This is a genomic window from Halocella sp. SP3-1 (assembly GCF_003953885.1).
Lineage (GTDB): Bacteria > Bacillota > Halanaerobiia > Halanaerobiales > DTU029 > Iocasia > Iocasia fonsfrigidae.
This window is the reverse complement of sequence record NZ_CP032760.1, coordinates 1,981,488-1,994,032: the sequence shown is the minus strand read 5'-3', so window position 1 is coordinate 1,994,032 and position 12,545 is coordinate 1,981,488. Positions and strand designations below refer to the sequence as shown.

Sequence of the window (12,545 nt, the reverse complement as noted above, 5' to 3'; positions counted from 1 at the left end):
TAATTACACCTCCCCAGAAAATGAAAGCCTTACCCGCGGATCAATAAACATATAAATAATATCTACCACAAAATTGGCAGCTAGAGCCATGATAACCACGGCCAGAAATATACCCTGTAATAGGAAATAATCCTGATTTACTACAGAGCTCAACATCATTCTTCCTAATCCCGGGTAATTAAAAACAGTCTCTACAGTAATAGCGCCACCTATCAGCTGGGCTATTCTTAAAGCCAGTCCTGTCACCTGTGGTAAAACACCGTTTCTAAAACCGTAGCTCCTGATTAATCTATCTGATGCACCAAGGCTCCATATACCTGGAATAATTTGAACTCCTTTCATAAATAATCATATTCCTCATACCAATTGCCCAACCACCAAGCTGGACAAGAAACATAGAAAAAAACGGCATAAACCAGTGTCTAATATAATCAAGTATAAAAGACCAGTTTAAACCAGGGTTCATTGATACACCATAGGCCCCACTGATCGGCAGCCAGCCCAGCTGTACCCCGAGGAAAAATGCTAAAACCCCGGCCAGCCAGAAATAAGGGGACGAACTCAAGAAATAGAAGACCGGCATCATAATATTATCTGCCCTTTTACTTACACCAGATAAGGCACCAAGTCTATTACCAACAATCGAGCTTAAGATAATAGCAGGTATCAGTAATATCAAATCATATATTATTGCCGTACTAATTATAGCAGTAACCGGTTTGGGAAATTGCATAATACTTATCCCAAAATCCCCGGTAAAAATAGACTTCCAGTAATTTAAATACTGAACTGGCAGGGGGTCATCTAAATTAAATAATAAAGTTAACTGTTCCTCTATTATCTCTCTACCACCTTCCATTACTGAAAAACGGGACATCAGAGACTGGATAGGGTCTCCAGGCATCATCCAGGGAATAACGAAATTAATTGTTACAGCAAGGACAAAGGTTATGAGCACCCCAGTTTCCATTAGTTGACAAAATTCATCTACTTTTTTTTATAAAAATAATATTTTCTCTAATTTAAGAAAATATTTTGTTTATTATATCATGATTTTTTCTTTTTTTCAAATAATTTAAACGATAATATTTTTAATTTAATAAAAAAATATGGTATAATATATGAAATAGAAGACCAATTTTATTACAAAGGATGGATAACATGGGGGTAACAATTAAAGATATTGCAGAAAAAGCAGCTGTATCAATTTCTACTGTATCCAAGTCACTCAATAATAAACCCGGAGTAAGCCAGGCAACCAGACAAAGAATTATCAATATAGCCAAAGAACTTGATTATTTCTCTTTTCACAGTCAGGCCCATCTAAAAAGTCATAACATTGCCTTTATTATGACCAGAAGACACATTCCAATCTTCAATAATCCCTTTTATACCAGAGTTATCGCTGGTGTAGAAATTGAAGTTGAAAATTATGATTATAATCTCCTCTTTTCTACTATTAAATTATCCGATCTTAATAAAAAAGAAATCCCTCCAATTATCAGTCAGAATAAAGTTGACGGCCTTATACTGGCCGGGGCTGACATTAATTATGAGTTGATTAGGGCTATAGAAAAATTGAAATTCCCAACAGTACTGGTAGACAATTATCTGAAATCTCCCTTACTGGATTGTATCGTCTCTGATAATTATAATGGTACTATGGAGGCAGTAAGATATCTGATTAAAAAAGGACATAAAAAAATTGGCTATGCCGGTGGACCACTGACACATCCAAGTTTTCAGGAAAGATTTAAGGCTTATAAGATGGAATTAATGGATAATAATATACCTATTAATAATGATATAATTAAAATACATAAGAATTTTAATCAAAAAATGGGGGTTGAACTGGCTAAAGAATTTCTGAAAGAAAAACTCCCCTCTGCTATCTTTGCCGCCAATGATGCAATTGCCCTGGGGTTATTACAAACCTTCAAAAAATATGGACATAAGATACCAGAGGAAATATCTCTTGTTGGTTTTGATAATATCGAAGTAACTGCCTATACCTCCCCTAGTATAACTACTGTCAATATCAATAAAGAAGGCATGGGACAGGAGGCAGCCAAAAAATTATTTGACAGAATAGATAATCCAGAGAAAAAGGCGACTAAATCTGTAATACCTACTGAATTAATTGAAAGAGAGTCAGTTAAGGGTTTACCAATCCCATAACCCGGGGTTGCTTGTTGAAACAGCAAAAACCCCTTTTTGTATCAGCTGTTCTACCTCCTCTCTTTTAGTAATTAAACCACCAGCAATTATTGGACAGCTTAATTTATGTTTAATATGATCAATAAAATAAGGGGCAGCTATACCTGGTAGTATTTCTACAGCATCAGGCTGATTTTTACCTAGCAGATTCTCCCCGGCCTTTAAAGCAGCAGAGTCGAGGAGGAAAAGTCGCTGTATAGCCATTAGTCCTTCCTTTTTAGCAGCCCTAATAAGATTACTTTTAGTAGACACAATACCATCACACAGATTATTTTTAGCTAAATATTTCACCCCAACTTTGTCTCTCCCTATGCCCTCTACCAGGTCAATATGAAGAAAGACCAATTTATCATTATTGCGGGCCTGTTTCATTATATCAGGTAGACTAAAAATATTACCATCAAGTAGAAAGATAGCAATAACAGAACTCTTTAATATCATTTTAAGACTTAGATCCTTTCTTAAACCAGCAATTACTGGGTTGCGTTTAAAAAATTTTTTTAAATGATACATTTAAAAATTCCTCCCCTATCCTCTTTGAGAACTGATAGTTCTTGTTGCTATCAAATCAACCCCAGTATCTAATAAATTCTCTTTAACTACCTGACCTAAGTATACAGGTGCCTCAACTTCTATTTTAGCAATCTCTCGCATAGCATCCAGCAGCAACTCCTTTGCTATTGGTTTTTCTGTTTTAACAGATACTAGTGGTAAAACCCCATTTATAACCCTGACTGTAGTAGGAAGTATCCTAACTGGATTTTCAAACTCATCCCTGGCATATTTTTCTCCTATAGGACATGAATAACCAGAAATATTTTTAATATGATCATTTTCTGTCTCTACAGTCATTCGGCACCCTTTAGGACAATTAATACATACTATATTAGTTCTGGACATGGAGATCACACTCCTTTTTCACAGCTACATTGATTTCCCTGATATAATTTTTTATGAATTTTTCTGGTAATACTATTTTTATCATTTCGCCTGGGGTAACGATATCTTGCTGATAAGAGTTTATTTTTACACCATCTCCATTCTCCAAAATTATGTTAACATTCTCTGCTGGCTTACTGACTCTCATAAATAGTTTTATAAATTTACGGTTTTTCTCCAAATATTCAATTTGATGGGGTATAACATAACTAATATTTTCAGCAGCATTAATTCTTATGCTATTTTCCCGTTTACTAATATTATTATTAATATATAGAGCTGCTGATTTTCCGGCAATCTCACTTTCTACTGTAACATAATCCACTAAATCATGAACCTGCAAAACATTACCACAGGCAAATATACCATCGATATTAGTCATTCTAATCTCATTTACTACAGGGCCACCGGTGATCTCATTTAATTTTATCCCTGCTTCCCGGGACAATTCATTCTCAGGAATTAGACCTACTGAGAAAAGGACTGTATCACATACTATCTCCTCTTCTGTTCCAGGAATTACTTTCAGGTTTTCGTCAACTTTTGCTGTCACAACACTTTCCACTCTTTTTTTACCATTAATTCTGATAATAGTATGATTAAGCCTTAAAGGAATATCAAAATCATCTAGACACTGCACCTTATTTCTAATTAAGCCTGAGGAATAAGGCATTATTTCCAGGACAGCCTTTACTTCTGCACCTTCTAATTTCATTCTCCGGGCCATTATTAATCCAATATCACCTGAGCCTAAAACTACTACTTTTCTTCCTGGTAAATAACCCTCAATATTAATATATCTTTGAGCAGTTCCTGCAGATAAAATACCAGCAGGTCTATCCCCCGGTATACATATTGCTTCTCTGGTTCTTTCACGACAGCCCATTGCTAAAATAACTGCCCTGGCTTCTATATTTATAATACCATCCTGTCTGTTGAGCGCAGTGACACATTTATCAGATGTTATATTTATAACCATTGTTTCTGTTTTATAGTCAATATTACTATTTTTTAACCTGCCGATAAAACGAGCTGCATACTCTGGGCCAGTCAGTTCTTCTTTAAAGTATTCCAGACCAAATCCATTATGAATACACTGCTGCAGAATCCCTCCCAGGTACTTATCTCTTTCAAGAACCAGTATCTTTTTAACATTATTTTTTTCTGCTGCTAATGCTGCCGCTAATCCAGCAGGTCCCCCTCCTACTACTACCAAATCATACTGTTTCATCAACTTCACCTGCCTTTAGTAATATATCTTTAGTTTTTCCTTCTAATATTTCTGACCCTCTGCCCTTTTTAGTAACTTCAAGTGGTGAAATCTCTAATTCATCTGCTATTATATCTAAAACCCGGGGACCACAAAATCCACCCTGACATCTCCCTGTTCCTGCCCTGGTCCTCCTTTTAACTGCATCAAGAGTCCTGGCAGGAATAGGTCGATGAATGGCATTAACAATCTCACCTTTGGTAACCTGTTCACAGCGACAGATAATTTCTCCATAATCAGGGGTACTATCGACTATCTGCTGCCAGCTATCATAATTGTAGTCATTAAAAACATATCTCTCCGGTAACTTTTCTTTAAAATCCTCTTTTAATAGCATTTCAAAACCAGTATCATTTTCCTGACTAATATCTCTAATCATATCAACTACCATTTCTGCAATAGCAGGAGCAGAACTTAAACCAGGTGATTGGATTCCTGCTACATTAATTAATCCTTTGATTTGACTGGAGGATCCAATAATAAAGTCTCCATTCTCCTCACAGGCCCTTAAACCTGAGAAAGAGGTAATTATATCCCTCTTACTGAGGCCCGGTATTAACCTTTTTGCCCCTGCAAACACCTTATTTAATCCAACAGATGTTGTAGCCAGGTCTTCCTTGTCATCTACCTCATCTGAATTAGGCCCTATCATCAAATTACCATGTACAGTTGGTGTTACTAGTATACCTTTTGACGATTTAGCCGGTGTTGGAAATAAGACATGGTTTACAACATTCCCCCAGCTTTTATCATACAAATGATATTCACCCTTCCTCGGCTTAATCTTCATATTATAATGACCTGCCATTTTGGCTATATCATCTGTCCAAAGACCAGCTGCATTAATAAGCAGTGAGCAATAAATTATACCCTTACTGGTTTTAACCCCCTTAATCTGGTCATTATCTATAATTATATCCGTTACTTCTGTCTCCAGCATTACTTTAACACCATTTAAAACTGCATTATCTGCTAAGGCTATAGTAAGTTCATAACTTGAAACTATACCTGCTGTAGGGGCATAAAGAGCATATTGGGCATCAGGATTCAAATGGGGTTCCATTTCAAACAAACGGTCACCACTGACTATTTCCAAACCCCTGACCCCCATCTTTTCCCCATTTTCTTTCTCACATTTCAATATTTTGAGGTCATCAGAATTAAAAGCAATTACTAAGGACCCAATCCTTTTAAAAGGAACCTGTAAATCACTACATAGCTTATCAAACATTGGATTAGCCCTACTATTTAATTTCCCCTTTAAACTACTGGCAGCTGCATTATAACCAGCATGAATAATACCTGAATTTGCCTTGCTGGTTCCAACTGCTACATCACTTTCTTTTTCTACTAAGCTAATATCTAAGTTGTAACGGGATAATTCCCTGGCTATAGCTGAACCAGTAACCCCTCCACCTATGATTAAAATATCTGTTTTTTTCTCTATAGATTTCATAACAATTAACCCCCCTTTTTTACGAAGAAATAAATAAGAGAGCCTATTTTTATTGACATGGTTAGATAGAGAAGGGACAACACCTTCCCCCATATCAATAAAAATGGCTCTCTCTTATTCTCTACCATCTTTATTTTATGCTTTTTTGAATTTTTTAATTTAATTAAATTATATCAAAGCTAGAATCAAGTTACAAGGTGTTTTTTGCTTATACTACACTAAATACTCCAGTTCAATGCTGCCTTAACAGCCTTCTGCCAGCCCTGATACAAACTTTTTCTTTTTTTATCATCTATATGGGGTTTAAACTTTTTATCTATCTCCCGCAAGTGCATAATTTCTTGTCTGTCTGTCCAATAACCAACAGCCAAACCAGCTAAAAACGATGCTCCAGTAGATGTAGTCTCTGTATTTATAGGTCTTTCAACACAGGTAGCTGTTATGTCGGCTAAAAACTGCATTAAGAAGTCATTGGCTGATGCACCTCCATCAACCTTAATATCTTTCAAAGAAACACTGGAATCACCTAGCATTGCATCAATTACATCTTTACTCTGATAGGCCAGTGATTCTAAGGTAGCCCTTATAAGATGGTTTTTATTGCTACCGCGCGATAACCCTACTATAATTCCCCTGGCATCAGGTTCCCAGTAAGGGGCACCCATTCCGGTAAAGGCAGGGACCACATAAACCCCAGCTGTATCCAGAACTTTTTCAGCAAAATATTGAGAATCAGTAGAATCATCTATTATCTTCATTTCATCTCTTAACCACTGGACTGCAGCCCCGGCTATAAAAATACTGCCTTCCAGGGCATACTCAATTTTCCCATTTATACCCCAGGCAATTGTAGTTAATAAACCTGTTTTTGATTTAACAGCTCTTTCTCCAGTATTCATTAACATAAAGCCTCCGGTTCCATAGGTGATTTTTGTCATTCCTTCCTGATAACAGCACTGGCCAAAAGAAGCTGCCTGCTGATCACCGGCAATCCCCGCTATGGGAACCTCTGCGCCAAAGAAAACATCTGCTGACGTTAATCCATATACTTCACTATTTGCTTTTACCTCAGGTAAAATGGATTCTGGGATATCCAATATGTCCAATAATTCAGAATCCCAGCCAAGGTCATGGATATTATAAATTAAAGTACGGGAAGCATTAGTATAATCAGTAACATGAATTCTACCAGCTGTCAACCGCCAGATAAGCCAGCTGTCAATTGTTCCAAAAAGCAATTCACCCTTTGCCGCTCTTTCTTTAACTCCACTTACATTATCAAAAATCCATTTAATCTTTGTTCCTGAAAAATAGGGATCAAGCAAAAGACCAGTCTTCTGCTTAAATTTGTCTTCTAAGCCCTGTTCTTTTAGCCTCTGACAAATATTAGTACTTCGTCTGCACTGCCAGACAATCGCATTATAAACAGGTTTACCAGTATTTTTATCCCAGATAACCGTTGTTTCCCTCTGATTTGTAATACCTATAGCTGCAATATCACCTGGTTTAACCTCTGCCCTTTTAATTGACTCCTGAATAACATCTATGACAGAACGCCAGATATCTTCTGGATTATGTTCAACCCATCCTGCCCTAGGATAAATTTGCTTAAATTCCTCTTGGGATTTACTTACCTCCCTCCCCTTTTTATCATAAATAATAGCTCTTGAACTGGTAGTTCCCTGATCAATCGATAAAATATACTTTTCCATTAATAACCCTCCTAGGTTTTATCAAATTAAGTAGCTATATATCTACTTTTAATATGTTAAATTCCAAATCCGCAAGAAAAACTGATATACAAAAGCTCCCATAATTCCACCTACAATAGGCCCAAAGACGGGAACTACTAATCCATAAGCCCAATCTGAATCTCTTTTTTCAGGTATTGGAAGAAGGGCATGAGCAATCCTAGGTCCTAAATCTCTAGCTGGATTAATGGCATAACCTGTAGGCCCACCCAGGCTTAAGCCAATTGACCATACTAAAAAGCCTATTAATAGAGAACCCAAAGACCCTATCTGGTTATGACCATTTGTAATTCCCAACACACCAATTAATAACATTGCTGTTCCAAGAAGCTCTGTGACAAAATTCCAGGTGAAATTTCTGACTTCAGAGCCAGTTGAAAATACAGCCAATTTAAGATCAGGGTTATCAGTTACAGCAAAATGATCCTTATATGCAGCATAAACTAATAATGCTCCAACAAGACCCCCCAATATTTGCGCAATTACAAAACCAGGGACTAATACCCAGGGAAACTTACCGATTATTGCTTGACCTATTGTAACTGCAGGATTAATATGTGCCCCACTAACCCATCCAGTTACATATACTGCCATTGCCACTGCCAAACCCCACCCTGTTGTTATAACAATCCAGCCACTATCTTCACCCTTTGTTTTCTTTAGCAAAACATTAGCAACTACCCCATCACCCAACAATACTAAAATCATTGTTCCAAAAAATTCAGCACAATACTTAGCAATGTTTAACATTCGTTATCCTCCCTAATAATTTTTAAATAATTAAACACTTACATAAACCACATTTTACATAACTTAAATCTCTTACACTTTAATCACCACCTTATAAATTTATAAATAAAAAAACCTTATTGAGAGTCAATTAAGTTACAAGACATTAAAAAAGCCATGTCCCTCACCATTTAACACTCAATAAGGTTTTCTCTTGTTCTCCACCTTATTTATCTATTTATTTTTTAACTATCAATAATAAGAATATATCACAAAAATTAAAAAATGTCAAATTATTGCTAATTTATTTATTTTTTAAAATAAATAATCGGCTTAGATACGTAATGCCTGTAGTACCCTTACCCGTTCAATTATGCAAAAAGCTGAAAGAAACTTAATTTGTATTTAGTATATTTATATGCCCTCTTTTCTAAAGATATTACAAATCTTACAACAACTCATTCATACTACCTGTTCGATACCCCTCAATATCAAGCGTAATATAATTATAACCTATTTTTTTTAGTCTGCCAACAATCTCTTCTCTGTTAGCCATTAATTTATCCATATCTTCAGGCAACACCTCTATCCGGGCAGTATACTGGTCATGCTGCCTTAAACGCAATTGTGAAAAACCATATTTCCTTAAAAATGCCTCTCCTTTATCCACCATTTCTAATTTCTCACTGGTAATAGCTTCACCATAAGGGAAACGCGAACCCAGACAGGCAAAAGCAGCTTTATCCCAGGTAGGCAGGCCAAGTTCTTTAGATAATTCCCTGATTTCTTTTTTGGCAAGACCTGCTTCCAGCAGAGGGCTCCTGACCCCTAATTCCTTGATAGCTTTTAATCCAGGACGATAATCATATAAACTATCATCAGTATTTGAACCATCTGCCATGACACTATAGCCATTATCCCGGGCAATCTCTCTAAGATCTGAAAAGAGTATTCTTTTACAGTAATAACACCGCTCTTTATCATTTCTACTAAATCTCTCATCACTAAGTTCCATACTTTCAATGATTTTATGGTCTGCCCCTATCTCTTTAGCAAGTCTTTTAGCCTCTTCCAGTGAACTTAAGGGGTGTGTTTCAGAAGAAGAGGTAACAGCAAGTACATTATCCCTTCCTAAAACATCAATTGCTACCTTAAGTAATAAGGTACTATCAACACCACCAGAAAAACCAATCACCAGACGTTTTATTGATAATAAAATACTTTTTAACCTGTTGTATTTCTCCTCCAATTCTGGCTGCATTTTTTCTCCCCTCCGTGGTCTTTTTTAATCTATTTTGAGTCTCTTCTTTATTTCTTTTTTATTATCCTCAAAGCCAATAAATTTTTTACCAGCAATAATAATAGTCGGCACCAGAACCTTACCATACTTTGCAGCTAGTTCTTCTCTTACTCCCTTATCTTCGATATATTTGATCTGTATAGAAATCTCATGAGCAACAAAAAATTTCTTTGCTGCCTGGCAATCCTCACATATCCTTGATGAATACATCAATGGTTTACGACTAAATTTTTCTTTTATCCTACTTAAAAAACTAATAATACCCCACCTCACCATTGATAAATACCCTCCTTATCAAAAGGAGGGTTTATCTTTTTGTCGATCAAAATACAGTGATTTATTAAGCTACTTAACAACAATATTTACTAACTTTTTAGGAATTACTATGAATTTAACTATCTCTTTATCAGTTGTATAGTCCTGAACCTTTTGAGATTTTAGAACTGTTTCTTTAAGACTTTCTTCATCTATTTCAGCCTCTACCTTCAGTTTATCCCTCACTTTTCCATTAATCTGGACAACAATTGTTATTTCATCTTTCTTCAGGGCTTCCTCTTCATATTCCGGCCAGGCCTGTTGAGAGATAAAACCATCATGTCCCAGTTCATGCCACAGTTCTTCAGTCATATGAGGGGCAAAAGGGGCAAGTAATAACAATAGTTTATCTATTGTTTCACTTAATAATGAATAATTAATAACTTCAACCTCATTTAAGTAGTGATAACAGGCATTGGTTAATTCCATAATAGCACTGATAGCAGTATTTAAGTTTAATCTCACACCAATATCCTCGGTCACCCTCTTAATAGCCAGATGAAGCTCACGGTATAATTCCTTCTCATTCCCTGTAAATGATTGTTGATCTAATTTAGCACTATTATTTTTCAAGCCTTCAATATGGTCACTAAGTAGACGCCATACCCTATTTAAAAATCTCTCTGAACCTTCTACACCTTTGTCACTCCATTCCAAATCCTTTTCTGGTGGTGAAGCAAAGAGAATAAAAAGCCGGGCAGTATCTGCACCATATTTACCGAGTATATCTTTAGGGGCAACTACATTTCCTTTTGATTTGGACATTTTAGCTCCATCTTTCAAAACCATACCCTGGGCTAACCAGTTAGTAAATGGTTCAACAACATCAGTTAAACCCAGGTCAGAAATAACCTTGGTAAAAAATCTAGCGTAAAGGAGATGGAGTATAGCATGTTCTACCCCACCAATATACTGGTCAACAGGGAACCATTTATCTGCCTGTTCTTTAGTAAAAGGAAGTTTATCATTATGTGGATCAGTATAGCGCAGAAAGTACCATGATGAATCCACAAAGGTATCCATGGTATCTATCTCCCTTCTGGCCTTTCCACCACATTCTGGACACTCGGTATTAACAAATTCATCACATTTATTAAGGGGAGATTCTCCTCCAGGGCTGAACTCTACATCACGCGGTAATTTAACTGGCAGTTCCTCTTCAGGAACAGGAACTACCCCACATTTATCACAATAGACAATAGGTATTGGTGTACCCCAGTAACGCTGCCTGGAAATCAACCAGTCGCGCAGACGATAATTCACCTCTATCTTACCCATACCCTCTTTTTCCATGTAACTGGCCATTGCACTAAAGGCCTCTTCTACTGTCAAACCATTAAACTTACCGGAGTTAATCAAACATCCATCACCAGTATAGGCCTCACCTGCTAATTCTTCTACAGTAAGTTTCTCTTTTCTATCTACTGGTTGGATTACTACTTTAACAGGCAGATCATATTTAACAGCAAAATCAAGGTCACGCTGGTCATGGGCAGGTACAGCCATAATAGCACCAGTACCATAACCCATCAAAACATAATTAGCTAACATGATAGGAATCTCCTCACCAGTCATCGGGTTAAGAGCATAAGCACCAGTAAACATACCCATCTTGGCTGATTCAGGTGATGTCCTTTCCATCTCTTTTTGTTTCTTAACCTTATGAACAAATTCTTTAACCTCGTCCTCTCTATCAGTACCTGCTACCAGCTGGTCTACCAGTGGGTGTTCAGGGGCCAGCACCATATAGCTTGCCCCATAGATAGTATCTGGTCTGGTAGTAAAAACATCAAGTGTTTCCTCAAGACCTTTGATTGGAAAATTAATCTTCATACCCTCACTTCTACCAATCCAGTTTCTCTGCATTACTTTAACTTTTTCCGGCCAGTTCTCCAGCAATTCGTGGTCTTCCAGCAGTCTTTCAGCATAATCAGTAATCTTAAAAAACCACTGTTCCAATTCCTTCTGCTCAACCTCTGTATCACAACGCTCACATTGATTATTAATAACCTGTTCATTAGCTAAGACTGTTTCACAATCTGGACACCAGTTTACCGATGATTTTTTCTTATAGGCCAGACCCTTCTTAAACATCTGAACAAAAAACCACTGGGTCCATTTATAGTAATCTTCTTTAGCTGTAGTAACCTCTCTATCCCAGTCATAACTCAAACCCATAGCCTTCATTTGTTTTCTCATATTATCAATATTATCCCATGTCCAGTCCTGGGGATGAATATTTCCATGTTTAATAGCAGCATTTTCGGCAGGCAAGCCAAAGGCATCCCAGCCCATTGGATGCAAGACATTATAACCATTCATCACCTTAAAACGTGCAATAACATCCCCGATAGAATAAACCCTCACATGTCCCATGTGAAGATTGCCGGAGGGATAGGGGAACATCTCCAGTACATAATAGTTCTCTTTATCTGTTTCATCAGCAGGCGTAAAAATACCTTCCTTTTCCCATGTGTTCTGCCATTTTCTTTCGATTTCTTTAAAATCATAATATCCCTTCACTAAACTCAACCTCCCAAAATATAAATAGAAAAACCCGCCCTCACT

The 12,545-nt window shown here is 36.7% G+C and carries 10 protein-coding genes, 1 pseudogene and 1 other annotated feature (1 of these 12 only partly in view); of the genes and pseudogenes, 1 reads left to right on the top strand and 10 read right to left on the bottom strand.

Features of this window, described 5'->3' with window-relative positions; translation table 11 throughout:
* Nucleotides 1-3: 3 nt before the first annotated feature.
* A pseudogene (locus tag D7D81_RS09435) lies at nucleotides 4-970 on the bottom strand (ABC transporter permease).
* Between the two features lie 191 nt (nucleotides 971-1,161).
* On the opposite strand from D7D81_RS09435, the gene D7D81_RS09430 reads away from it, so the two are divergent.
* A complete protein-coding gene (locus D7D81_RS09430; protein WP_164522193.1) occupies nucleotides 1,162-2,178 on the top strand; it encodes a LacI family DNA-binding transcriptional regulator in 1,017 nt (338 codons plus the stop codon).
* On the opposite strand, the gene D7D81_RS09425 is transcribed toward D7D81_RS09430, so the two are convergent.
* The 9 genes from D7D81_RS09425 to leuS all read right to left on the bottom strand — a co-directional run bounded on the left by D7D81_RS09425 (nucleotide 2,164) and on the right by leuS (nucleotide 12,500).
* Nucleotides 2,164-2,730 (bottom strand): glycerol-3-phosphate responsive antiterminator, encoded by a 567-nt coding sequence (locus D7D81_RS09425; RefSeq protein ID WP_125989432.1) that lies wholly within the window; start codon nucleotides 2,728-2,730, stop codon nucleotides 2,164-2,166. The genes D7D81_RS09430 and D7D81_RS09425 overlap by 15 nt on opposite strands.
* Nucleotides 2,731-2,745: 15 nt before the next feature.
* On the bottom strand, nucleotides 2,746-3,117 hold the full coding sequence (locus D7D81_RS09420; RefSeq protein ID WP_125989430.1) for a DUF1667 domain-containing protein: 372 nt from the start codon (nucleotides 3,115-3,117) through the stop codon (nucleotides 2,746-2,748).
* Nucleotides 3,104-4,387 carry an NAD(P)/FAD-dependent oxidoreductase gene (locus D7D81_RS09415; RefSeq protein WP_205739406.1) on the bottom strand — a complete coding sequence of 428 codons (1,284 nt, stop codon included), beginning with the start codon at nucleotides 4,385-4,387 and terminating at the stop codon, nucleotides 3,104-3,106. The genes D7D81_RS09420 and D7D81_RS09415 overlap by 14 nt, the downstream gene beginning before the upstream one ends.
* Nucleotides 4,374-5,882 carry an NAD(P)/FAD-dependent oxidoreductase gene (locus D7D81_RS09410; protein WP_125989428.1) on the bottom strand — a complete coding sequence of 503 codons (1,509 nt, stop codon included), beginning with the start codon at nucleotides 5,880-5,882 and terminating at the stop codon, nucleotides 4,374-4,376. The genes D7D81_RS09415 and D7D81_RS09410 overlap by 14 nt, the downstream gene beginning before the upstream one ends.
* 218 nt (nucleotides 5,883-6,100) lie before the next feature.
* Nucleotides 6,101-7,594 carry a glycerol kinase GlpK gene (glpK, locus tag D7D81_RS09405; RefSeq protein WP_125989426.1) on the bottom strand — a complete coding sequence of 498 codons (1,494 nt, stop codon included), beginning with the start codon at nucleotides 7,592-7,594 and terminating at the stop codon, nucleotides 6,101-6,103.
* A 48-nt stretch (nucleotides 7,595-7,642) separates the two neighbouring features.
* Entirely contained in the window at nucleotides 7,643-8,383 is a 741-nt protein-coding gene (locus D7D81_RS09400) for an MIP/aquaporin family protein (RefSeq protein ID WP_125989424.1), read from the bottom strand.
* A gap of 427 nt (nucleotides 8,384-8,810) precedes the next feature.
* Entirely contained in the window at nucleotides 8,811-9,623 is an 813-nt protein-coding gene (gene larE / locus D7D81_RS09395; RefSeq protein WP_125989422.1) for an ATP-dependent sacrificial sulfur transferase LarE, read from the bottom strand.
* A 24-nt stretch (nucleotides 9,624-9,647) separates the two neighbouring features.
* Complete coding sequence (locus D7D81_RS09390) at nucleotides 9,648-9,938, bottom strand: glutaredoxin family protein (protein ID WP_125989420.1); 291 nt, start codon at nucleotides 9,936-9,938, stop codon at nucleotides 9,648-9,650.
* A 69-nt stretch (nucleotides 9,939-10,007) separates the two neighbouring features.
* Nucleotides 10,008-12,500, bottom strand: coding sequence for a leucine--tRNA ligase (gene leuS, locus D7D81_RS09385; RefSeq protein ID WP_125989418.1), 2,493 nt, complete (start codon nucleotides 12,498-12,500; stop codon nucleotides 10,008-10,010).
* Nucleotides 12,501-12,544: 44 nt separating this feature from the next.
* Nucleotide 12,545 (bottom strand) — a binding site (T-box leader) (it continues 208 nt past the right edge of the window).